Genomic DNA, 22,833 nt, shown 5'->3' on the forward strand with positions numbered 1-22,833 from the left:
CTGTCTAGTTTTAAGGAAGGGCCTCAACGAGACCGTTGCGTTCGTGAACCTGACCGTATCGTCCGCAGGTCCGTTCCACGTCGTCAGCTACCTAGCCAATCCGATATGCAAGCCGTGGACTTACCATCTTGCCGCCGTGGGGCCGGTTCTCGCGGCCATGCAGTGGACGTGGCGGGTCAGTGCCGACCACAAGCCGTACCGAGTCTGGTGAGACGGCTATGGTCTGGAGCGGCCAGTCTCGCTCGATGGACCAAACCGCGACATAACGTTCGTTAGCGGTGCGCGAGTCGAAGCTGTGAGAAGGGCAATAAATCGCCTTCAACAACTGCGCGCGTCACCCGTCCTCGCGAGGATCTGCCCTCGCCTGCGACCCGCGTCGATGTGGCCGGATCCAAACGCCCCTCGGTGGTGGTTCCGTCGAGGACGGGATCGAGGAATGAAGAAACGAGCTCCACCGTATCCTCGATCCGAGGGCGGTGATCCGCCAGCGGCGTCGTCGCGGCCATGCGTCGATATGCGGCGCCCCAGTGCTCGGGCACGGTGAGGTGATCGACCGGTTCGAGGGAGCGAAGCAGGAACTCCTGGCTGACGGCGACCCGGAGCTCGGCCGCGTCGACGGTCTCGAAGGACGCGATCATGGCGAGGTCGACCAGGTCCTTCTCCCGTGACGACGGCCGGCCTTCTGGGCCGTACACCTGGATCGTTGCGCAGAGCTTGTCGCTGACCTGGTCGACGAGCGGGTACAGCAGGTAGTCGTACGTGCGGAACTTGAGCTGCGTCAGCCGGTTCGCCGGCGCTCGACGCTCGGGTGCTGCCGAGGGCATGTGGCCTACGGCCAGGTCGATCCCGATCTTGCCGTGCGAGGTCACTCCGAGGAACGCGTCGAATGTGACCCGGCATCCGCTCGTGTACGGCTGGTTCTCGCCGGTGAGCAGCTCTGTCCGCGATTTGTAGACGAAGCGGAAGTGATCGCCGAGATCCCGTGATGCGCATTCGACGAGCTCGTCGACGGCGGCGTCGAGCGCGCCTTCCGTTGCCGCCAGGTCGATGTCGAGCGTCGAACGGCTGCGCGGCATGCGCGCCAGCATGCCCGTCCCTCCCTTCAGCACGAACATGGGCTCGTCGTCGGCGAACACGCGGCAGAGGAAGCGATCGAACATCGTCTGCTTGATGAGATCGCCCACGGAGGGCGATGCCCCTTGCGCGGCCTTCTGCGCGGCCGTCTTGATCGCGGCCCTGGCTGCGGGACCCGAGCTGTAGCCCAGCAGGTCAGGCACCGGAGTCCCTCGTCGCGCTCTCGCGCGCTCTGCTCTGTTCGGAGCGATCGCTGGTGCGTTGCGTTCGCGCGGGGATGCCGCGGATCTCGCTGAGGAGCATCTCCGAAATGTAGCCAGTCTGCGGCCTGAGCGCACGGGCGACCGACTCGCTGACGATCTCCGAGACGCCGATCCGTCCGATCGCCGCGGATGCGATCCGAGAGATGTCCGGCAGGACGCCCGACGTCTCAAGGATCGAGCGGGAGAGCGACTTCGCGATCTCCTCGCCGATCCTGACCTGCACCGCATTGAATGCCGTCGCGTTGCCTCGGGATGCACCCTCGAGAGCCCGCCGGAGCCGAGAGGCGGCGTCCACTCCCCCGAGCTCGAGGAGCCGGTGGAGGAACCCGGCTCCATCATCGGCTGGCCGGCCGGGGCGCCGGGCGGCCGGCTCGAGAAGATCGGCGAGGCGGTCAAGGTCGATGGACTCAGCGCGGACAGCATCGGCGAGCACGTCCGCGACCAGGCTGAGGTCCTGGTCCTCGAGGACGAGGTCGGCGATGGTGCGTTCGACGGTCGTCGTCGGGAGCCCGGCGACGACCGTCACGTCATGTGGGTCGAGCTGATCCTGCCGGTAGCGGACGTCGCTCCGTTGCGACTGGCGGCGCTTCGAGGTGATGAAGTCGTAGGGCTCCGGCTGCAGGTCGCCATAGCCGTGGAGGTGAGCCGCCGTGCTACCGCCGACCACAGCGCGAGGGTCACCCGATGTGATGCGTTCCTCTGCCGTCCTACGTGAGTCGGTGCTGATCCATGCTGCTCGGATCGGGTCCCACTCCCCCGGCGCGCTGCCGGCATCGCGGTACACGCCGTGTGCCATCCGCTCGAGTAGGCCGCGCTGAGCCAGTCGTGACAGCTGCAGGCGGGACACCCCGACGGCCTCGGCCTGGGCTGTCGTGACCATGCCCCACTGCCCTGCGGTGAGTTCTGCAAGGAGAGGAAGGGCATCGAGGGACTTCATGTGAGGATTGTATCTCTCTGGGAGATACATTCCAAGCGGTTTCTCGTATCGGGAGCCGCAACCGCTCTGGCTCTGAGGCGCCTCCCTGCCCCGGAGGCGGCCTGCGCTGGCTGTCGTCAGAGCCCGCCTGTGAGCCTCATCGACAGGGTCCTCAACATCGCATCCACGCGAGCGCGGTTCTCTCGAGCTCGGTGGGAAGCGGCGATCGACTGAAGACTGTGCGGCCTCGATCTCAAAGGGCGGCGTCGGCCGTGGAGCTTCCGCCCGCCGCCGAGGCGGGAAGATTGGCGCCTCGGCTGGGGTGGCCTTCGTGCAGGGCTTGGACTAAATGGTGGTACGTCCTCGTCATGTGCCCGTGGACGCGGTACTACCTCAGCCCCGAGCGCGACGTCGTGCTCGCGCTGTTCGGGACCCGCGCCGGGTGGCACATCGGGGACCACATCGCGGCGGCACCGGGAACGGGCCGTGGCCGTGCGCTACGCATCCTCCTGCTGCCCGAGCTGCTGCCCGTCGCGGACGCCCGGCGCGTGACGATCCACGCGACGGCCGCGTCACCCGAACTGGCCGCGCTCTACATGGCCGAGCTCCCGGGCCTGGTCGACGTCGGCGGAGGCATGTTCCGCGGCCGTCGTCTCCGCCGGCCCCCGGCTACCTGAGCGCGAGCGCGCCGCGAACGCGATCAGCTCGGCGCTGTGCTGCACCATCCACGCCACGGCCGTGTCCAGCGAGGGCTCGCGGCGGATCCAGATGCGCTGGCCCTGGTCGTTGCGGGCGTCGGCGTAAACGTCGAAGGTGAACGGGTCTCCGAGCTCCGCCCGGTGCCGGATCACGTACCCGAGCACAGGACGGTCTTCGACCTGGATCCGCCAGTAGCCGGCCTGGAGGTGCGCCCACGGGTGCTGTCCTGTGCTGCGCACGAGGCTGTCGATGCCGTCGAGCTTGCTCTTGACCCTGCTCACCGGGTGCTCTCCTCCGTCGATGCGATCGAGTGGGAGCGTCCGGCCGCGCTCATCGACGAGCGTACGAAGGGCCACCGACGGATGGACCATCTTCGGGTAGGTGGTGAGCGGCGGCACGTTGTCCGCGTCCGGCCGCGCTCGTCGACGCGCGCAGGAGCGACCACCGACGGGTGGACGAGCTGCCGTTCGACAGTGAGCGGCATCGCGCCGCTGTCCGAGCGCGCGGAGCACCCGCGGCGGCGCGCTCACATGGCCGCCTCGCGCTCGGGATGCGCCGGCGGAGGCTGCCGAGCGAGACCGGATGATGCCCCCCGAAGTGGGGATCTACCTGTGGACAACGGGGGTGGACTTTTCCCCACCCTGGGGATAACACGCCCACAACATGTTGTGACTAGGACAGCGTCGGTCGTACTACATATAGTGAGCGAAGACATGAGACGACCCCGCAAGCTGCGGGCGAGCCGAGCGTTGCGGGGTCGAAGTACCGGTTGGCAGGCCAGTGCGTCGAACCTACATCGTCGGGCGCGACGGAAGCGCCCATGGCTCACATCGAGCTCGGTCAGTAAGGAACTGATCACCATGGCCTCATCGCCGCTGACGTCCGGAGACCCCACGCCGCGCTCCGGGCAGTACGAGATCCGTGGACCCCGTGGGGGCCACACCGGCGAGGAGCGGACGTCGACGCGGGGCAACCCGCTGCCGCCCACTCCGAAGCCGGGGCAGACGTTCACGCTCGTCGACCCCACGAAGCACTGAGGGCCGACGGGCGCAGACGAAGTACGTGAAGGGCTGGATCTTCATCCCCTGCCCTCACTGTCGCCACGAGCACGGGCCGTTCTCGCAGGTCACCACCGGTGACATGCAGTGCGCCCGCTGCAAGACCTGGTTCGAGCTCGTCGCCTAGGTCGCTCCCCGCCGCAGGGCGGTCGGCGCCCCTCGTGGGCGCCGGCTGCTCTCGGCAGTGGGCAGCCGCTCAGATGTGGCGCTCTCCCGGTTCGACCGTACGGACGAGCGCCGGCATGAGGCTGGGCGGCCGCGGCGAGCTCTCTTCGAGCGGGGGACGTATGCCGTAGACGACCATCTGGGGTCCAATGCACGAGCGGCCGGGACCCTGGTGGGTCCCGGCCGCTCCTGTTCGTACTCGCCTAGACGGCGGTGCTTCGTGCGCCGCGGCGCTCTCGGGTGCGTCGTCGCTCCGGGTTGGCGTTGACGCGGGCGAGCGCGGCAACCAGCTCGGGGTCGTTCATGAACTCGCGCTCGGCTGGGGTCATGATGATGGCCGGCTCGAAGATGATCGTGCCGTTCGGCTCCTCGCGGACGAGGTACTGGTCGAACTTCGCCATGGATCCAAGGCTTGCGCGCTTGCGTGCGTCGATCTGGACGAAGGTGGGGGCGATGGTGGAGGTCATTGCTCGTCTCTCTTCTTTCCGTCTACGTGGGTGCGGAAAGGCCGTGCCCTGATGAGGGGCAGGTTTTCTTATATTTCTTTGGGGTGGCTAGCGCAGACCCATGTCTGGACCTACAACTGCGCGGGCCTCCAGCCGGGGCCGGGGGGCGCTCTCATTGCTGACCGTGAGGGGTATCAGCCTCACGCTTCGTGATCCGTGGATCACTGAGTAAGGACGCGAACACACGTGGGTGAAACCCAACAGGGGCACAGCCCACCTGTGCACAAATGGGCCAAGGGGTGCGCGCTGGCTGGATCATGAACCTGGCATACGCAGACGAAGCAGCAGATCAGCTCGATCACTACGACGAGCGCGACACGCTGCTCGCTGACGCGTTCGATCGCGTGATCGGGGAGCTCGAGGCTGCGCCGCCCAACGGCGCCGTGCAGCTGCGGCAGACGTACCTCAAGCCCCCGGGGGCGTAAGCCGTGGCCGTGATGGTCCCGGGTCGTCCCCAGCGGTACATGCTCCTGTGGGAGTTCGAGGAGCCCAACACGGCGTTCATCAAGTACGCCGGCCGAGGCTTGGCGGCCCTGTGACGTCCGCGAGCGATGCCGCGCTGCACGCAGCGCCCACTAGACCACCGGGGCTCGCCCCCGGCCACCGACTGCCCTCATCTGCGGGTCGTCGGTCTCTTAAAGCGAAGAACCCCACCGAGGTCGTCGGAGGGGAGCTCAGCATCCTTGTGAGATGGGATCAGCCGAGCGTACATCGCTACGCAGGTGAGGAAGGAGGTAGAGCGTCCATGAGTAAGAAATCCTCCAGCAAGGTGACCAGCCCGTCGATCGCCAGCAAGGCGTCCGGCATCCTTCGCGACGGCCGCACGTCGGCCAACTCGAAGAGCATCGCCGCCAGCGCCCTCGCTCAGGCCAAGGGCGGCAAGTAGGCCCGCCGCCTCATCGGACGAACGCGACGACGACCCGCCGCATTCTCGCCCCCTCCCCTTCCGGGGAGGGGGCGCCGCTGTATCCACGGTGCGACTACTGCCCGGCGGCCGTTCGCGGGACGTCCCGGAACCTTTAGGACGTGGGTCGTCCTCGCAGCGGCCGGCTACGTGCCGACCTTCGCCGCGGCCGTGGCGTGCGCGTTCGTCGCCGGCGTGCGCGACGTCGGCGGCCGTGATCCTCGCCGGCGGGCTCCTGGTCCCGTCGACCATCCGCCGCCGTCCGGCCCACCGATGACCTGTGAGAGCTGCAACCGCCGCCAGGACTGATGGCGCCAGTTCCCGGGCGCCACAGCAGCGCAGCTATGCCTAGGAGCAGATCGTCACAGAACCACAACATGTGGGGTTCTACAACAGGCGCGCCACGAACATGTCGTACCCCGCCCGTAGAATTAGCGGCGGAACGTAGTACGACCCCGCACCCGTCGGGGAAGCCGAGTGGTACGGGGCCGATTTACCAGTTTCCAGGCCGGTTCATCGACCTTAACACCGTCGCAAGGGGCGCTACCCGAGTGCCTTCGGCCCAAGTGATGCTCGTCCAGATTGGAACATCTCATGGCAGACCGTGCCGTACGACAGACCGGCAAGGACCGCGACGGCGACATCACGTCGCTCGCCGACCGGGGTAGCTCGTGGTCACCTGTGTCGAAGGCTCAGGCGATCTACGACATCGAGAATCGACTGCACACGTACCACGTGCCGTGGAAGACCGCCGGGCGCACGGAGATCCGCGTCGTGCCGGATCCGAAGGGTAAGTACCTTCGGACCGACTCAGACAACACGACGAGGAACAACCTGCGCGACCTGCCCGACGCATGATCCGGTGAAGGCGGGAGGGGAGGCCATGTCGCCCCTCCCGCCGCGGGCGTTTGTCACGTCCCACAACCCTTGGGTTGCGAGACGGGCCCACTTCGTGCTGGCGCCGATCGCTCGGTGATGCTCTGTCGCGTCTCTGTGTAGAGACAGCTCCTCGAGCGGGCGCGCCAACCTACGGTCGCGTCGACCGCCCCATGGCGGACAGCCCACGCTACGGAGGAACTCTTGCCTGCTCGCCATCACACCATCCAGCGCAAGCGCTCAATAGGGGCTGCTCTTCTCGCTCTGCTGGCGACCCTTGTCTTGACCTGCATGGCGGGAACACCCGCCTACGCGAACGGACTCAGCAACCCGGACCGCGGAAACTTCCCCATCATCGCCGGTTCCGAAGTCGGCGTTCCGAATGGCTACTGCAGCGTCGGAGCCGTGCTCGTTCCCAGCAGCATCTTCCAGCGGATCACCCCATATCAGCGCGCTGTTCGCTACCTCGTCCTCGCCAAGCACTGCGCTCCGCTCAACTCGCCCATCTACTTCGCGCAGCAGGACATCGGAGACGTCGTCTGGCAGTCAGCAGCATCTGACATCGAGCTGGTCCGCGTATCGCCCTCGCGCGACAACATGACCCTGCACTGCGCCGGCCACTCCACCCCCGCAACATGCAGCCCGATCCAGACCTTCACCCCTCGAGCCAACGGCCAAGTCTTCATGACCGCACCGCCCTCACCGATCGTCGGGCGGCGAGCGATCGCAGGGACGGGTATTCCGTCGGCCACGGGCACGTTCTGCACGAGCGGGCACGTCACCGGCGTCATCTGCGACTTCCAGCCCACGAGCCTGCCTGTCGGGGTCCTCAGGGCGTATGAGCACCTTGCGGCTGGACAGTCAGCCGCCGTGGGAGCGCTGCGGCCCGGCGACTCCGGCGGCCCCGTCGTCAGCAAGGACAGGCGGCTGCTTGGCATCATCTCCGGCGACGTGCCGAACACTCACTTCCTTGTCTACACCCCGATGGCGCAGGTCCTCCACGAACTGTCGAGCTACAAGCTCGCACCCGCCAACTGACCCCACGTCGTTCCTCGGCTCGACACCAGGCGTCCCGCAAGCCTGGGTTGTGGGACGTCCCGCGAGCGGTCGGAGCTCGCCGCGGAGCACCGCGGACGCGAGCGTCCCGCAGCGATGGCCCGCAAGGGTCTACACGGCGCGCCGGGCCAACCGTCGGTTGCGGGACGGATAGAGCAGCTTCGCTCCGACGGCCGGTGGTGCTCGCCGCCGTCTTGCACATCCTCCGGGACTGCAGGCCACGTGGGAGCACAGGTAGGGTGCTCTCTTCGGGCGATGCCTGGAGTCTGGTGAGGGAGAGCGATGCCGCTCCTGCTGCACGTGTACGTCTACCGCGAAGGCCGCTACTGGATCGTCGTCATCCCTGCAGTGGGCGCGGTCACGCAAGCGCGATCGACACAGGAGATCCGAATCATGGCGCGGGACTGCGCGGCAGTCGTTCTCGACGTTCCCCTCGAGCGAGTTCGGATCGGCGCCGTACGGACGCTGGCCGAAGCGCAAGTCGCCTCGATGGAGCAGGTCGCGCCCCTTGGTCCCGTCTGGCCGGGGCGTGGCGCGTCCGACGGAAGGGCTGGGGGAGGAAGAGCTGAGCGGACGATCCGGTCGTCGACCTCACCGCTGGGGTCCTCGACTCGGCCGGCGACTACTCGTTAAGACGCGGGCGGCCGAGAGCGACGGCTATGGCGGCGGTGAGGCTGTCCGTGCCGGTGGCGTCCATGAGCATGGCTTGGGCTTCCGTGCGGGCGGCGCGGCTGCGCCTCTGGGTGCCGGGGATGAGCGCGAGCTCACCGCGCTCGGCGCGCACAGCGAGCTCGTCGTAGTTGGTCATGCCCGTTCTCCTCCTTGAGTAGGTGATGCCGTCGTCATGTGGTGGTCATCAGCGCGCGGTCTCCGGGGGCTCCGCTGTGAAGATCCTCGGCCCGAACCGTCGCGCTGTCCTGAGCAGGTCCGCGAAGAACCTCAAGACCTCGTCACCGGGAAGCAGCGCAAAGATCATGCCGACCTCCCACTCGGCGGCGGTCTCCTGCCGTGCCTTGTTCAGATCCTCGGCGGTGATGCCAGCGTCGCGGATGACAGCTTGTGCGGCGCCGTCGATGCGGGCTGCGCATGTCTCATTGTCTTCGGTTTCGCCCACTCCCGGGAGGCGAACCAGCCGGGCCAGGGCTTCGAGGATGAGAACCGCGTCGATGGAGGTGTGGTCTTCAAGGGTCGTGCGGTCATCGTCGCATCGCGTCAAGATGTAGCGAGCGGCTGACACACACGGCCCGTGTCCGGAGCAGGAGCCGGCAAGGCGAGGCCGGATGTAGAAGGAGGTGGGGTGTGGCGTTCCAAGGCGAGATCTTGTCGGTGACAGAGATGATCCGGCTCGCGGAGCTGGCCCCGCCGGCACCGCGGAGCTCCGCAGGGGTGCTCCACACCGCGGTGGGCGCTGCCCGCGACGCCGCCGAGCTCGTTGACGCCGGCGAGCCGGCGACGGCCGGCTGGCGGTTCGGCGTCCTTCAGGCCCTCGACGACTACACGTCCACTTGCCTGCGCGGCGGCACGGAGCTGGGCGCGCAGGTGTTCACCGAGCCGCCGGCCCCGACCGGATCTGTCGAGCTCGACGCGGCGTTCGCCGCGCTGGCGGACTACCTCGCGGAGCGGGACGGCTGGGCAGCCCCGCTTTGGATCCACGATGCGTGGCGGACCGTGAAGCCCGGCCAGTGGTGGGCGTCGACGCCCAACATCTACCGCCAGATCGCGCTCGAGGAGAGCCCTCGCGCGTTCCGCGACCGCGGCATCTGGATCACGCTCAGCGGGCTCGCCCGGGCATGACCACGTCGTGATTGGCGAGGCCCGTCCAGCCCCTCGTAACCGGGCCCTCACGGGGTCACGATTCCCGCGCGGACAGCGCTCACAACCCGTATAATTACAGGTGAGCAGGGGGGTTCCCATGGGCACCAAGATCACGCAGCGCAGTGCGCCGACGGTCGACGTCGAGCAGGGCATGGCGCTTGTCGAGAAGGCACAGCAGCTCGCCGGACACTTCCCGAACGCCGAGGCGCTCGGCCGGGCCCGGAGCGTCCTCGAGGGGACGCTGACCGAGGACGAGGCTCGCGCGGAGGTCGCAGCGAAGTACGGGTTTCCCCTCCGCCAGCGCTGAGCGCCGGCGTCGCCCTGACGACCGCATGAGCGTCGACGACAAGTACACGTACCCGGGCAGCGGCGGCGTCCTCATCAACGCGGCGGGCATCCGCGACCACGCGCAGCTCGACGAGGCCATGAACGACGTCGCGTCGTTCGTGCTCGCGAAGATCTACACCGAGCCCGCCCCGGAGCGCCTGGACATCGAGTACCTCCGCGGCATCCACGTGCGCATGTTCGGGGATCTCCTCCCGGGGATCGCCGGCCGGATCCGCGACGTCGACGTCCAGGCGACGGGCACCGGGATCCCGTACTGCAGGCCCGACTTCATCGAGGCCAACCTCGACACGCTGTTCCGCAAGCTCGAGCGCGAGGACTACCTCACCGGGCTCGACGCCGACACGTTCACCAAGCGTCTCGCCGACCGCTGGGGCGAGCTCTCTGCGATCCACCCCTGGCGCGACGGCAACACCCGCAGCCAGTCCATGTTCGTGGCCGTTCTCGCGCAGCGGGCCGGCCACCCGATCGACTGGGCGAGCATCGACGTCGACGAGCTCCGCCACCACCGCCTGCAGGCGATCGCCGGCACCGACCGCCCCCTCGCCGGCTACCTCCGAGCGCACCTGATCGACACGGCCTCGACCCGGGGCTCCGAGGGCGCGGCGCCGCTCGGCGCGGCGCGCACCGCTGGGCGCGAGCAGGCGCCGTCCCGCGACGCAGGCGAGACGCCGGCCTACAGCCGCCGTGACCTCGCCGAGCGCGAGATGCTCCGCACGGCGGGCATCGACCCGGACGAGCGCAGTACGCCGCATCGCGGGTCGTCGTCGACGAGTGTGACCTCTCACGAGCCTCACCGTGCCCGCGGGGACGACGCGCTCGAGCGCTAGCCCGAGCGCCACGACGTCGACGCGTCGCCGACTCGCACCTGGGCACCGTGGTGGTGCCGCGGTCCTGCGCTCGGGGTGGGTGTGCCGGCATGCCGGCACACCCACCAAGGGCTAGGTGCCGGGGACGGCGAGCACGACGTCCACATCGGCGAGGACGATGTGCGCGCCGGCAAACGAGGGTGAATACGGCGGTGGTGTCCGCCGTCTCGTGCGCTGCGTCCAGCATGGCGGGCGACGCTTGGGCGGAGCCGCGATGCGGCGCTGTTGGCCTCATCTGTGCCGCTGCGCGGCGCCCCTCTCTGGGCCCTGCGGGCCCGTTTTTTGGCCGTGAAGCCTTCGGCGGCTCGGTCGCTGCGCTCCCTCGTAGCCACCTGCGGGCTCCGCGCAAGCGGCTGCGCCGCTGGCTCCTCCGAGATTTTCGGGACGCGGTCGCAAGCTCCCTTATTTCGCCCCGAAATTCTCTCCCCCACCGCCCTTCGGGTTGCACTACGCCCTCCGGTCGCTAAGGCGTAAAAACGCCTTCACGGCAAAAAAACGAGTGGAAGAGAGAACACACGTGACAATTACCGAGAACACCACCAGTCCCGTCGGGGTCATCGAGTACCTGGACCCGAACACGCTCATCATCGAGGAGAACGTGCGCCCCAGCGCGGACCTCAACCGGGAGTTCGTGCAGAGCATCCGGGCGAACGGCGTCCTGACGCCGGTCCGTGCTCGCCGCGACGCGGAGGGCCGCGTGCTCGTCCGGGCCGGACAGCGCCGCACCCTCGCCGCGCGAGAGGTCGGCCTGGCCACGATCGCCGTCCACATCATCGACGGCGACGAGGCCACCGCCGAGCGGATCGTGCAGCAGCTCGTGGAGAACGACCAGCGCCTGGCCCTCACCGACGCGGACCGCACGGTCGCGTTCAAGCAGCTCGAATTCGCCGGACTCACGCCCGCGGCGATCTCCAAGCGCACCGGCACCAAGACCGCGACGGTCAAGACGACCTTGCAGGTGGCAAACACGCCCGCCGCGGCCGACGCGATGACCGCGCACCAGCTGACGCTGGACCAGGCCGCCGGGCTCGTCGAGCTCGACGACGACGAGGAGACCCGGGCAGCGCTCATCAAGACCGCCGTGACCGTGCCCGCGCAGTTCGAGCACGAGCTACAGCGCGCCCGCGACGAGCGCGCCCGCCGCGAGGCCCTGCAGGCGGCGATCACCGACCACGAGAGCCGCGGCTACGTGATCGTCGACCACGAGAACCCCGAGCACGAGGCGTTCGTGCCCGTCTTCCAGCTCGTGACCGCCGACGGTCGCTACCCGCGGCTGAGCGCCGAGGAGATGGATGCCCTCGACGGCCGCGGCGCACGGATCGTGGACTACTTCGACGGCCCGGAGGCGACCTACTACCTCCGGGACCCCGAAGCGGTCGGCTTCCGCCGACGCCAGCACGAGACCCCGGCCGAGGTCACGATGACCGACGAGCAGAAGGCTGAGCAGAAGGCCGAGCGCCGGAGGGTCATCGCCAACAACAAGGCATGGGACAACGCCGAGACCGTGCGCCGCACGTTCGTCGCGTCGCTCGTCACGCGGAAGGCCCTCCCGAAGAACGCCGTGCAGGTCATCGCGGCCGGGCTCACCACCTACCGCCACGAGGTTGGCCGCGCCGTCCAGGAAGGCAGCCCGCTCGCGCACGAGTTCCTCGGCGTTGCGCGTGAGCGCGGCTACTACAGCGACGCCCTCGGGCAGTACGCCGCGGCGACGCCCACGAAGGCGCAGCACGTCGCCCTCGCCGTCGTCCTCGGCGGCATCGAGGCGTCGGTCAGTCGCGAGTCGTGGCGGAGCGCCCAGCCCGAGGTCGCCGAGTACCTCCGACAGCTCGCCGCCTGGGGGTACCCGCTGAGCGAGGTCGAGCAGCTCATCGTCAACACCGACGAGAAGCGCCGCGCCGCGCGCGACGCGGACGACGATGCCGACGATGCCGACGCGGACACCGCGGCCGCGGAAACGGACACGGACGCCGCCGAAGTGGACACGGCCACCGTCGAGGACGGCCACGAGCCCATCACCGCTGATCCCTCCGAGGACCCGGAGCCCGACCCGGCCGAGGCCGCGTAGCGGCAGCGGGGCGCTCCTGGCCAGGAGCGCCCCGCCCCGCCCGGGCACCACGGCCGCCGCGGGCGCCCGGCGAGGGGCGATCCCCTCGCGCTCCCCCCATCGACGGCACCCCCCTAGCTCGAGGGCGCTATGGCATAGTTTGGCTGCTCCCGAAAGAACTCAGAAATTGGAGTGTAGATGGATACATTCTTGAACCGCGTGGGGTCGGCCGACCCATGGTGAATGCCGAACAGTACGCCCGACTCGCTGGAAACCGGCCCGCCTGAATCCTCGGGTTCCGATCCCCTGCTTCCGCTGCGAATTACCTTCTGTCCGCGCGACCGAGCCTGCGCCTCCTCCGTCGGTGGTAGCGTTACAAGCTTGAACGTGCAGTTCACGCCAGTCACATAGCCGGATATGCAAATGGACTGCGTACTATTGGGGTCACCTGTTCCGGCTATCGGGACTGCCCGTTCAAAGTTACTGAACGGCAGGTTCAAAAGTATCTTTCCGACCGCTCGCGGCGTGTAAGACTGAACAATACTGCACCGGGGCGCACCGCTGGGAGTGCCTGAACAATGTGTACTTCTCGACACAACAGGATCCACTTCAACAAGCTCAAGGTCCCTGTCTGGAGACTGCCAGATCACTTTTCCTACATTCGTATCTCCTGCGTAGACATCCGCGTTAAGGTCACCGCAGTGCTTCGCGGTGGGGATGTATCTCTTAGCGGCCGCAAATGGGAGTATTCTCGAGTACAGAGTCGTGCTCTTCAGCACCGCTCCCGCAGTGCACCGCACGTCCGCACTGTACGTGCCGGGTGGGGTGGGGTGGGTGAATGAAACGTAAGTACCGATCCTGCGACAATGGGTAGAGAGGTGCGATTAGAGCCGACAGCCTGGGCTGGTATCGCTGTCGTCACAGCCGGAGTCACGGACAAGAGCAAGCTGAGTACAAACAGCCTAAAAAAGCGATTGTATTGTCGGCGTCGTTGGGGCATCCGGTCGGATGCGGGGATACGACGGGAGGGGTAATCAGAGCCTTTGGGCATGAGGGGCTTCTTTCTTTCAGAGGTCGTTGGGGGCATCTCGACGCCAGTAGAAGGGCGTGCGTTCAAGGAGACGTTGGTCAGAGGATCTCTCGTTCGGTGCACACCTGGATCTAGTACTCCCCAGGCGCGGCAGCGCCGTGCGCCGGTTGAGCGGAGGGTGACGCAGGGGTTCGTTGCGGGGCACGCGCCTCGAAGGTCGTCGCTCAAGACATGTGCGCAGGAGATTGGCTGCGACCACAGCGACGCACCCATAGCCGTGTTCCCCGGGTAGTCATTCGACGGGTCTTGGACGCGAGCCAGGTCAACGGCGGTTTAGACGTCGAGCTCGTGCACGAACTCGCCGGTCCCCAGGCGCGGCAGCCCCCGGCGCCCAGCCCGCACCCCGCGTACTCGCGGCCGCCGGCCGCCGCAGTGCTTGACCAGACGACTCCCGCGACCCTCCCTGTCATCGCGTGATCTGTGGCTCCCGGCCAGTCCGATAGGGCAGACCGGGCGAGCCCCAGTTTCGGCGACGTCGTGCGGACCCATGCTGGCCGCCCGGCGCACGCCGGCGAGAGGGCTGGTAGCCGCTCCGCGGCGGGCAGCGACGACCTGGTGAGAAGGGCGCAGCAGGCTCCCCCAGGGCGGCCGTCCGTTGTCGAAAGCACCGGACCAGAGCGCTGATGGATATCCAGCCCTCCCGCAGTCATTCACCCCCCAATGTCATCGACCACAGTCCCCACATCGGTCCCAGATTCATGCGAGGGATGCGCGCACAACAGTCCCCTGTACCACGCAACGCGCCAATTAGTTCGCCGCGGGAATGTTCTGGGAGTCCCGCGCACGGTAGGGCCAGATATGTATTTCAAGCTCGTGGGAAATGCACCAGAGTCCCAAGAAGAATGCCCCAAAGTATTGCATTCAGTGCCTCCGATACCGTATTGTTCTATATAGGGAAAGCAACCGTAGCGGCAACGACGAGAACGGAGCTCCGATGAACACCACCAGCGCCAACGACCAGAACCTCGCACAGGCCATCGGTACCTCCACCGTCGACGAATATGTCGTTCCGTCGACCCGATGGATCTTCTCCAGTGCGATAGCTGCCAGTGAGAATCTCTTCTCTAGGAGACGTTGTGATGGATACGCAGAAGCTGTCATCCGAGCAGGAGCTCGCATTCGACCTCGGCCGCGAGATCGGAATCATCGAGGGCCGAGCCGCCATGGAGGATCTCGCCGACCGGTACTACCGCGCCCCGTACGGCGACGAGCGTCGCCCGCAGAACCGGGCCATCGTCACCCGCGAGGAGCTGGAAGAGCGACGCCGAGCTGCGTGGGAGGCCGCGCAGCCCATCACCGTCGACGACGCCCTCCGATCCTGGGGAATCGACCCCGCATCACAGCGCGTGACCCCCAGCACTCCCGCCACGACGTCGGCGGCCTCGGCCCCGTCGGCTGCACCGTCCACCGCACCGTCCGGCACCACCCACACGAACAGGAGCCGCACCATGAGCCACATCAGCCGAACCGGCAACCTCGCCGGCACCCCCGTCCTCCGCCAGGGGCCCAAGGGTCCGTACACCTACGCCGCCGTCATCGTGAACGACCGGTTCCAGGACGAGAACGGGACCTGGGTCCAGGGCCCGCCGATCCGGTACGAGCTCGCCGTCAGCGGCACGCAAGCTGTCGCCCTCGTTGCGACCGCGAAGGCCTGCGGCAACATCCGCGTCACGTTCAGCGGCGCCTACACGGTGCGCGAGTTCCAGGGCGACAAGGGCACGATCCTGCAGCACAAGGTGTTCGTCGACGAGATCGGCGCCAGCTTCTTCGGCCAGGACGTCACCATCGCCCGACGCACCGCGTCCACGTCCACGACCACGACCGCGGGCGAGGAGTAGCGATGCTCGACTCACTGACCGGAAGCGCTGAGGGCAGCACGCCCGGCGCCGACGAGGACACCCAGCTCGTCATCGACGTCTACGGCGCGTACGAGACCGCCAGGAGCGGCGCCCGCCACGCCGTCGAGCACCGGCAGCCCACAGGCGCCGCCGCCGGGGAGATGGAACCCGGGTCGTCAAAGCGCTCGAGTGCAACAGCGACGCCCGCGACATCGACCTCATGGTCGCCGAGACCTTCGAGACCGCGGGCCTGGCCGGTGACCTACGGATCCGTGAACTGGTTGTCGAAATCATGAACGTCGCCAGCGCAGCCGCGAACCCGGCACGGGGTGACGAGTGAGGGGCCGCACGCGCCGCCTGTACCTCCTCGCCGCCGTGCTCCTCAGCATCGGCGGCCTCGCCGGGGGCCGGTACGGCAGCGGCCTCGGCAACCTGCAGGAGCCGGCCGATAGCGCGACAGCGGGACCCCGCACGGCCGCGAGCGGTCCTGTGGTCGACGCCCTGACCGCTGCCGGCCTCGTCCGCGGAGGAGCGGTCGACGCGCCGTCGGTGCGCTCGCTCGTTGACGCGCACACCCGGACGCCCAACTACGACCGTGCCGCGTACGGGCCCTCTTGGGCCGATACCGAATACAACGGGTGCGACCAGCGCAACGACGTTCTGGCCCGCGATCTCACCGCGATCACGTACACGATGGCGGATCCCGGCTGCACCGTGGCCACCGGCCACCTCGCTGACGTCTACACGGGCCGCAGCATCGACCTCACCCGCGGGAAGGCCACCAGGGCGGCCGTGCAGATCGACCACCTCGTACCCCTCGGGTGGGCGTGCCAGCACGGCGCCGCCGCCTGGACGGGGGACCGCCGCGAGCAGCTCGCGACCGACTTCAACAATCTTCAGGCCATCGACGGACCGACGAACGAGGCGAAGTCGGACCACGGGCCGGCGACGTGGCTCCCACCGGCCGCCGGCTACTACTGCATGTACGTCACCCGTTTCGCGTTCGTGCTCCACGCCTCCGCGCTCACGACCGACGACGCGCACCGCGCCGCGATCGACCACACCCCCAAGACCTGCAACTGACCACGGGACAGCCCTGGCCCTCGCGGGGCCTCCGATGCGCAATACCCTCGACGGACTACATCATTTCACTATATGGACCGAGTGATAAGCCCATCCAGCAGAGCCCGAATATCCCAACGTTGCTCTGACTCGCTGCGGGCGCCCTCAGGCTCATTGCCCACAAGCACAGCCTTCATCCCGGACAAATGCGCACCATCTAAGTCCTCAAAAGTCCTATCCCCGACAAACAAGGCGTCGGACGCACGGTCGCACCCCAGCTCCCGCAGCGCATAAGCGAAAATACGCGGGTTGGGTTTCGCCCATGGTGTAGAAGACGAGTAGACAGTCGAGTCGAACGACGCGCGTGCACCGTCAGCCTCAAGCAGGCGCCCGTGCAAATCGGCAGGCCAAATGGTGTTACTGACCAAACCAACACGGTATCCGGCGTCGTGAATTATTCGCAATCGCGAAGATATATCCGCTGGTACACGTAGCCACGGACGCCAAGTATCAATAAATGCCTCAACAGCTTCAAGTCGATAGGGCATGCTCGAGTCAGCTAATACCCGGCGAAATGACCAGGAGCTGCCTCTTTCTACACACGCTACTCGAGCGGAGTCCTCTGCCGCCTCTAATGCCAAAACCGACGCTTCAACGTCCGCCGGTCGCACAACTGACGCGTATGCCTCCCATGCAGTGGATTTTGCAAAAGCCGGAACCGAAGGTGTGAGGGTGCCAGCCAAGTCGAATACAATGGTACTCGCGCTTGCCAGATGTTTCCGCACGTTATATCTCCAAAAAAATCTACCGCCCCGACTATAAGACATAAAGAAGCAACACGCCCATTGTATTACCTGATGCCACCGGCGCGACTATTCAATACCGCGACGGAATAGGGGCGCCCGCCAGTGCTCCATATTGCTTGCAATGTAGTCATAGCAATCCGACCAATAACCCCAGTGCCCTTCATCGTATAAACGTGACCAAGGAGGCGTATTATTCCGCTTTCCCGTTTCGAGCAAATCACGCATAGATTCTGTTCGAAGAAGAACATTGGAAAGTATCAAATCGGGCGATCCACTCCAACGATACCCGTCAAGAAAGATACACATTCGTATACCGTTGTTCGCAACTCCAGTACCAGGCTCGAGACCCACAAACGTCTTTATCGCGTACCTCAGGTCCCATTCACGTGTCCCCCAACCGACGCCGTCCCAGTCGATGATACACATAGAGCCATCGGGTCGGAGAATGAAGTTCCAGGGCGACAGATCATTGTGACACAGTATAGATCCAGCTTCCGTAGGAAAGCTAGGGTAAAATCTGTCCATCGCATTTGGCTTGTACGACTCCAGGGCGTCGTGTAATTCGCGGATTGCCGCACCTGCGTCCCGTAGAGCCGTGTCTGAAAGACGCCCTTGGTCGGCGAGGAGGTGACCAGGGATGTACTCTAAGCGCTGCAGTCCGTCGTCTCCCACACCACTAAATCGCGGCGTTAAACCTGGCGCTCGTTGTTCAAGGTACCGCAAGAGGCGCCCGACGGCCGGAGTAGACTCGTGCGACGATTTATAAACGACATTCCCCTGACGATATATAACCGGAGCAGAATTACCGCCAGAGAGGGGTTCCGTGGCACTCACTGTGTTGACTCCTCGCGTTTGTAGTGCTAGCACTTGCATAGCAGTATCCCTGAGGCGCTGCGTCGGCTGAGCCGTCTACACAGACCAACCCAGTTCCCCTCCGTCGGCCATGGGGCTAGTACTATGACTCTGCTAGCAAGGCGCTAGTACTATGCAAGGGCTACAGACGGGAACGCCTCTACATGATTCTTCTAGTCGGCAGCCAAAAGGGCGGCGCAGGGAAGTCGACGATCGCGACCAACCTCGCGGCTGAGTACGCCCGACGGGGGAGTGACGTGGTCCTCGTCGACGCCGACGTGCAGCGCTCCTCCGCTCGCTGGCACGCCGACCGCGAAGCGGCTGGCCTCACGCCCGCCATCGCCTGCATCGAGAAGCTCGGCAACATCAGCGGCACCCTCAACGACCTCGACAGCAGGTACGGGGTCGTCATCGTCGACGTCGCAGGTAAGGACAGCAAGGAGATGCGCACCGGCATGGTCGTCGCGCACAAGATGATCGTCACCGTCCGGCCGTCTCAGTTCGACCTCGACACCCTGCCGCACATGAGCGAACTCGTGGAGCAGGCACGGGACCTCAACCCGGGGCTCGACGTCCGCAGCCTCCTGACCCAGGTTCCCACCAACCCCGGAGTCACCGAACGGGCCGACTCGGAGGACTATCTCTCGGACTACCCCGAACTGCGCCCGCTGCAGACCGTCGTCTTCGAGCGCAAGGCGTATCGCGACGTCATCGGCGAGGGACGCGGCGTCGTCGAGTGGAGCAACCCGAAGGCACGAGCAGAGATCCAGGAACTGGCAGCGGAGGTGACGGCGTAATGGCCATCAAGAAGAGGACCCAGCAGGAACGTGACCGCGAAGCCCGCATCGAGGCATTCGGCGCCGCCGCCGAGGCGCGCAGCAACGAGCCGGCGCCCGCTGCGGAACCTGCGGTGCCGGCAGTCGCACCCTCCGGCGATCGTCAACCGGCGCCGGCTCCGGGGGAGCAGCGCGCCTGGCCCAAGAACGCCCTCATCCGCTACCCGAACGAGGACCTCCCGAAACTCCTCGCTGAGGTCGCCGCCCTAGAAGAGCGCACGCATCACGCCACCACGCTTCGTGCGCTGCGCCGAGGGCTCGAGGTCCTCCGCGAAGAACACCTCAGCCGCTGACTTGGGGTGCTATCAGGATGCTAGCTATATGATAGCAAGCACTAGCGGAAGGCGCGCCTGCCATGGCTGGCGGATGGGTCAGGGGTCTTCCGCAGGACTGGGGGTGGGTCTTGGTGGCGCCGGTGAGCGTCCGGTGCGTGTGTGTGCCAGTGTGGGCGTGCAGTGTGGGGGAGTGGTGGGAGTCTCGACCTCACTGTGCAGGTGCTTGTCCGCGGAGGTCGCATCCGCCAGCTGACGCGCAGGGCTGTCACGCGGGTCTCGCGAACTGCGGCGCCGGATCAGTCGGGATGCCGCTCCGACGGCAGTACAGATCGCGTGCATGCAGATCGCTAGCGCTCTGCTAGTAGTTGAGCGCCCGCCCTGTTCGAGCGGAAGAATGCTGGAGTCGGTCTCCCGGTGTATCCCGATGTCTGTCAAGATCTGACAGATCAAGAGAGTCAAGGGGAGATTTACCGTGGACGGTACGACGAATCCCTACGCGCCCGGCGCCGGCGCACGGCCACCCGCGCTCGTCGGCCGGGACGCAGAGCTCGAGGCGTGGCGCGTCTCGGTCGCACGCGCTGCCGCTGGCCGGGCACCACGCTCGCTCGTCCTCTACGGACTCCGCGGCGTCGGCAAGACCGTCCTGCTGAGCCAGATGTCCGCCGAAGCCGAAGCATCCGGGTGGATCGTCGCCCAGGTCGAAGCGGCTGCCGGGACATCCATGCGCGGCGCACTCTCCTCGACCCTCCAGAGCCACGTCGCCCGTATCGCCCGACGCAACCGCAAACGGCCCTTCCTCCGCGCGCTGAAGACCGCCCTGTCCTTCTCCGCTCGCGTGGACACGGACGGGACCACCACATTCGGACTCACGCTCGACGACATCGAGGCCGAGCTCGCCGACTCGGGCAATATCGAACTCGACCTCACCACCGTCGTCGACGGGATCCTCGACGCGGTGCACGACGAGGGACTCGGCCTCGCGATCCTCATCGACGAGGCACAAGACCTCACCGCGGACGAACTCGTCGCCATCTGCACCGTCGCCCACCGCGCCTCCCAACGACAACGACCCGTCCTCTTCGTCCTCGCCGGGCTGCCCAGCCTGCCCACCCGCCTCGCCGAAGCGAAGTCCTACTCCGAGCGCCTCTTCCAGTACCGGCACATCCGCGAACTCGAGTCCGACGCGGCTGCCGATGCCCTCACGGTGCCCGCTGCCGATGAAGGCGTCACGTGGACCGACGACGCCATCGACCTCGTCGTGACGCTCACCGGCGGATATCCCTACTTCCTCCAGGAGTACGGCTCCGAGGCATGGCTCGAGGCAGCGTCATCACCGATCTCCCGCGATGACGCCCAAAACGGCGCCGGGCTCGCCCTCCGCCACCTCGACGACGGCTTCTACCGAACCCGATGGGACCGCGCCACACCCCTCGAGAAGGAGTACCTGCGCGCCATGGCCGCCGACGGCGACACCGGATCCAAGACAGCCGACGTGGCACGCCGCCTCGACCGCACCACCCAGCGCCTTAGCAAGATCCGCCAGAACCTCACCGACAAGGGCATCATCTACGCACCCGAGCACGGGCGCATCGCCTTCACCGTCCCGTGGATGGCCGCGTTCATAGAGCGACAACCCGCCTGACGCCTGAAGGGCCTGAGGCGGGGGAGTGGGCCATTGACGGCGAAAAACGCTGTCCTTCGTCGTTGACTCGTTGTTCGCAGCCTCCTCGATCATCAGGGGCATCACGTAGTCGCGACCATGTCACCGACCGCGGGCATGACGTTGTGGCTCGACGGCAGGCAGGTCGCGGCGAACACTTCCTTCCGGGCTGCGGAGAACACGACCGGATGGTGGCGCATCGGCTACGACAACCTCGACACCTGGCCGGCCGCCGGCAACCGGTACTTCACCGGAAGCATGAGGTACGCCGCCGTCTACTCGACCACCCTCACCGCCACGCAGATCCAGAACCACTACAACGCAGGCCGCTAGCGAAGCAAAGCTCGGCCGACACGCCTGGTACTGCCTGATGAACGGGCAAGGATCCCCTACCGGACAGCCGCGGGAACCGGCTCGTGGAGCGAGGCAGCAGCGTGCCATCGTCCGCGGAGAGCGAGCAGCGTGCCGCCGATGACAGCCGACGTGAGCAATCCGATCAGCACGCCCACCTTCACCGCGTCGTCCTGCGCGCTGCCGGTGCCGTACGCGAGCTCGCCGACGAGGAGCGAAACGGTGAAGCCGATGCCGGCGACGAAGGAGAGGCCGAGGACGTCGGGCCATCGCAGCGTCGGGTCGAGGCGGATGCCGGGCAGGCGGGCCACGAGGAGCGACGCTCCGGTGATCCCGGCGGCTTTGCCGATCACGAGGGCGACGATGATGCCGACGGCGACGCTGTCGGTGAGCGATGAGGTGAGGCCTTCGAGGCCGCCGACGGTGACGCCGGCGGAGAAGAACGCGAATACGGGGACCGCGATGCCGGACGAGATGGGGGACCAGCGCTCAGCGAAATAGTGCGTGAGCGCGTGCCGCTCCTCGCGCCCGGCGGTGCCGCGGTGCGTGACACCGGCACGGGCGGTCGCGATCGCGGGGACGAGGAGGCCGAGAGCGACTCCGGCGATGGTGGCGTGGATCCCGGACGCGTGAACGAGCGCCCACGCGGCGACGCCGAGCGGGATGAGCACATACCAGGCACGCACGCCGCGCTGCACGAGGATCCCGAAGACGGCCAGTGGCACCGACGCGAGCAGCAGAGGCACGAACGCGATACCGGCCGTGTAAAAGACGGCGATGATCGTGATCGCGAGGAGGTCGTCGACCACGGCGAGAGTGAGCAGGAACGTCCGCAGCGCCGGGGGAAGGCGCCTGCCGACCACTGCGACCACGGCCACGGCGAACGCGATGTCGGTCGCTCCGGGGATGGCCCAGCCCCGGAGCGCTTCGGGCCCGGCGCCGAGGTTGATGAGAGTGAAGATGCCGGCAGGCACGATGACGCGGCCCGCAGCCGCGGCGATAGGCAGCGCGGCGACGCGGGGGTCGCGGAGGGATCCGGCGACGAACTCCTGCTTGAGCTCGAGACCGACGACGAAGAAGAAGATCGCGAGGAGCCCGTCGGCCGCCCATGCGCTGACGCTGAGGTCCAGGTGCAACGCCTCGGGACCGAACGTGAAGCCACGCACGCGTTCGTAGAGGTCCGCGGCGGGGCTGTTCGCGATCACGAGCGCGAGGACGGTCGCGATGAGCAGGAGGATCCCGCCGGTGGTGTCGGGGCTGAGGAACCGGGAGAGGCGGGCGCCGCGGCCGGGCGCGGTCGGGGCGTGCGGAGGGGTAGGCAAGGCAGGGTTGGGCGAGATCATGGTGGTCTTCCGTCGACGAGCGTGAGCAGGGGGCGTCTCCGCTCCGGCGTCGCGGTTGACGGTAGCGGGCCTAGCCGGCTGGCGGCGGGCAGTCGGCGATCTCGCCATGCGCGTTCGTGCCCCACGAGCT

General features: G+C 67.0%; 25 protein-coding genes. 15 read left to right on the forward strand and 10 right to left on the reverse strand.

What is annotated here, in order from left to right; genetic code table 11:
- Positions 1–272: 272 nt before the first annotated feature.
- The 3 genes from K0V08_RS11260 to K0V08_RS11270 form a co-directional block, all read right to left on the reverse strand.
- Complete coding sequence (locus K0V08_RS11260; protein ID WP_079535073.1) at positions 273–1,277, reverse strand: nucleotidyl transferase AbiEii/AbiGii toxin family protein; 1,005 nt, start codon at positions 1,275–1,277, stop codon at positions 273–275.
- Positions 1,270–2,274 (reverse strand): type IV toxin-antitoxin system AbiEi family antitoxin domain-containing protein, encoded by a 1,005-nt coding sequence (locus tag K0V08_RS11265; RefSeq protein WP_079535072.1) that lies wholly within the window; start codon positions 2,272–2,274, stop codon positions 1,270–1,272. Before K0V08_RS11265 ends, K0V08_RS11260 begins: the two co-directional genes overlap by 8 nt.
- 551 nt (positions 2,275–2,825) lie before the next feature.
- Positions 2,826–3,233, reverse strand: a complete 408-nt coding sequence (locus K0V08_RS11270) for a hypothetical protein (RefSeq protein WP_094106711.1) — start codon at positions 3,231–3,233, stop codon at positions 2,826–2,828.
- Between the two features lie 579 nt (positions 3,234–3,812).
- Here K0V08_RS11270 and K0V08_RS11275 point away from each other — a divergent pair.
- Positions 3,813–3,989 carry a hypothetical protein gene (locus K0V08_RS11275; protein WP_167435290.1) on the forward strand — a complete coding sequence of 59 codons (177 nt, stop codon included), beginning with the start codon at positions 3,813–3,815 and terminating at the stop codon, positions 3,987–3,989.
- Positions 3,990–4,378: 389 nt separating this feature from the next.
- Here K0V08_RS11275 and K0V08_RS11280 read toward each other — a convergent pair whose 3' ends face one another.
- A complete protein-coding gene (locus K0V08_RS11280; protein ID WP_011931276.1) occupies positions 4,379–4,642 on the reverse strand; it encodes a hypothetical protein in 264 nt (87 codons plus the stop codon).
- A 296-nt stretch (positions 4,643–4,938) separates the two neighbouring features.
- Here K0V08_RS11280 and K0V08_RS11285 point away from each other — a divergent pair, with 296 nt between their 5' ends.
- The 4 genes from K0V08_RS11285 (at position 4,939) to K0V08_RS11300 (ending at position 7,499) form a co-directional block, all read left to right on the forward strand.
- Positions 4,939–5,106, forward strand: coding sequence for a hypothetical protein (locus tag K0V08_RS11285; RefSeq protein WP_153259457.1), 168 nt, complete (start codon positions 4,939–4,941; stop codon positions 5,104–5,106).
- 320 nt (positions 5,107–5,426) lie between these two features.
- Entirely contained in the window at positions 5,427–5,567 is a 141-nt protein-coding gene (locus K0V08_RS11290; protein ID WP_167435291.1) for a hypothetical protein, read from the forward strand.
- 612 nt (positions 5,568–6,179) lie between these two features.
- A complete protein-coding gene (locus tag K0V08_RS11295; protein WP_011931277.1) occupies positions 6,180–6,443 on the forward strand; it encodes a DUF3892 domain-containing protein in 264 nt (87 codons plus the stop codon).
- A 309-nt stretch (positions 6,444–6,752) separates the two neighbouring features.
- Positions 6,753–7,499: a trypsin-like serine protease gene (locus K0V08_RS11300; RefSeq protein ID WP_128517009.1), complete on the forward strand. Its 747-nt coding sequence runs from the start codon at positions 6,753–6,755 to the stop codon at positions 7,497–7,499.
- Between the two features lie 640 nt (positions 7,500–8,139).
- Here K0V08_RS11300 and K0V08_RS11305 read toward each other — a convergent pair.
- Together K0V08_RS11305 and K0V08_RS11310 are read right to left on the reverse strand one after the other, a co-directional pair.
- Positions 8,140–8,325, reverse strand: coding sequence for a hypothetical protein (locus K0V08_RS11305; protein ID WP_079535010.1), 186 nt, complete (start codon positions 8,323–8,325; stop codon positions 8,140–8,142).
- 48 nt (positions 8,326–8,373) lie between these two features.
- Positions 8,374–8,754: a hypothetical protein gene (locus K0V08_RS11310; RefSeq protein WP_227266782.1), complete on the reverse strand. Its 381-nt coding sequence runs from the start codon at positions 8,752–8,754 to the stop codon at positions 8,374–8,376.
- Positions 8,755–8,903: 149 nt separating this feature from the next.
- Between K0V08_RS11310 and K0V08_RS11315 the strand changes: the two genes are divergently transcribed.
- The 4 genes from K0V08_RS11315 (at position 8,904) to K0V08_RS11330 (ending at position 12,611) form a co-directional block, all read left to right on the forward strand.
- Complete coding sequence (locus K0V08_RS11315) at positions 8,904–9,311, forward strand: hypothetical protein (RefSeq protein WP_227324831.1); 408 nt, start codon at positions 8,904–8,906, stop codon at positions 9,309–9,311.
- Between the two features lie 118 nt (positions 9,312–9,429).
- Positions 9,430–9,639 carry a hypothetical protein gene (locus K0V08_RS11320; protein WP_079535009.1) on the forward strand — a complete coding sequence of 70 codons (210 nt, stop codon included), beginning with the start codon at positions 9,430–9,432 and terminating at the stop codon, positions 9,637–9,639.
- Positions 9,640–9,664: 25 nt separating this feature from the next.
- Positions 9,665–10,507: a Fic/DOC family protein gene (locus tag K0V08_RS11325; protein WP_011931216.1), complete on the forward strand. Its 843-nt coding sequence runs from the start codon at positions 9,665–9,667 to the stop codon at positions 10,505–10,507.
- A 556-nt stretch (positions 10,508–11,063) separates the two neighbouring features.
- On the forward strand, positions 11,064–12,611 hold the full coding sequence (locus tag K0V08_RS11330; RefSeq protein ID WP_079535008.1) for a ParB/RepB/Spo0J family partition protein: 1,548 nt from the start codon (positions 11,064–11,066) through the stop codon (positions 12,609–12,611).
- 113 nt (positions 12,612–12,724) lie between these two features.
- On the opposite strand, the gene K0V08_RS16180 is transcribed toward K0V08_RS11330, so the two are convergent.
- Positions 12,725–13,390, reverse strand: coding sequence for a trypsin-like serine protease (locus K0V08_RS16180; RefSeq protein WP_158218998.1), 666 nt, complete (start codon positions 13,388–13,390; stop codon positions 12,725–12,727).
- A 1,369-nt stretch (positions 13,391–14,759) separates the two neighbouring features.
- On the opposite strand from K0V08_RS16180, the gene K0V08_RS11335 reads away from it, so the two are divergent.
- Positions 14,760–15,518 (forward strand): single stranded DNA-binding domain-containing protein, encoded by a 759-nt coding sequence (locus K0V08_RS11335; RefSeq protein WP_228510936.1) that lies wholly within the window; start codon positions 14,760–14,762, stop codon positions 15,516–15,518.
- Positions 15,519–15,854: 336 nt separating this feature from the next.
- Entirely contained in the window at positions 15,855–16,601 is a 747-nt protein-coding gene (locus K0V08_RS11340) for an HNH endonuclease family protein (RefSeq protein ID WP_079535007.1), read from the forward strand.
- Between the two features lie 68 nt (positions 16,602–16,669).
- Here K0V08_RS11340 and K0V08_RS16185 read toward each other — a convergent pair whose 3' ends face one another.
- Positions 16,670–17,407 carry an HAD family hydrolase gene (locus K0V08_RS16185; RefSeq protein WP_079535006.1) on the reverse strand — a complete coding sequence of 246 codons (738 nt, stop codon included), beginning with the start codon at positions 17,405–17,407 and terminating at the stop codon, positions 16,670–16,672.
- Positions 17,408–17,452: 45 nt separating this feature from the next.
- Complete coding sequence (locus K0V08_RS16190) at positions 17,453–18,259, reverse strand: phosphotransferase (RefSeq protein ID WP_079535005.1); 807 nt, start codon at positions 18,257–18,259, stop codon at positions 17,453–17,455.
- A 143-nt stretch (positions 18,260–18,402) separates the two neighbouring features.
- On the opposite strand from K0V08_RS16190, the gene K0V08_RS11345 reads away from it, so the two are divergent.
- The 4 genes from K0V08_RS11345 to K0V08_RS11360 all read left to right on the forward strand — a co-directional run bounded on the left by K0V08_RS11345 (position 18,403) and on the right by K0V08_RS11360 (position 21,342).
- Positions 18,403–19,035 carry an AAA family ATPase gene (locus tag K0V08_RS11345; protein WP_079535004.1) on the forward strand — a complete coding sequence of 211 codons (633 nt, stop codon included), beginning with the start codon at positions 18,403–18,405 and terminating at the stop codon, positions 19,033–19,035.
- Complete coding sequence (locus K0V08_RS11350; protein ID WP_043560368.1) at positions 19,035–19,367, forward strand: hypothetical protein; 333 nt, start codon at positions 19,035–19,037, stop codon at positions 19,365–19,367. The genes K0V08_RS11345 and K0V08_RS11350 overlap by 1 nt, the downstream gene beginning before the upstream one ends.
- 454 nt (positions 19,368–19,821) lie before the next feature.
- Positions 19,822–20,991: an ATP-binding protein gene (locus tag K0V08_RS11355; RefSeq protein WP_011931286.1), complete on the forward strand. Its 1,170-nt coding sequence runs from the start codon at positions 19,822–19,824 to the stop codon at positions 20,989–20,991.
- Positions 20,992–21,126: 135 nt separating this feature from the next.
- Positions 21,127–21,342, forward strand: a complete 216-nt coding sequence (locus K0V08_RS11360; protein WP_043560370.1) for a LamG-like jellyroll fold domain-containing protein — start codon at positions 21,127–21,129, stop codon at positions 21,340–21,342.
- A gap of 56 nt (positions 21,343–21,398) precedes the next feature.
- Here the strand turns inward: K0V08_RS11360 and nhaA are convergent, their stop codons facing one another.
- Positions 21,399–22,703, reverse strand: coding sequence for a Na+/H+ antiporter NhaA (gene nhaA / locus K0V08_RS11365; RefSeq protein ID WP_079535003.1), 1,305 nt, complete (start codon positions 22,701–22,703; stop codon positions 21,399–21,401).
- Positions 22,704–22,833 lie beyond the last annotated feature (130 nt).

The organism is Clavibacter michiganensis, from assembly GCF_021216655.1.
GTDB classification, from domain to species: Bacteria; Actinomycetota; Actinomycetes; order Actinomycetales; family Microbacteriaceae; genus Clavibacter; species Clavibacter michiganensis.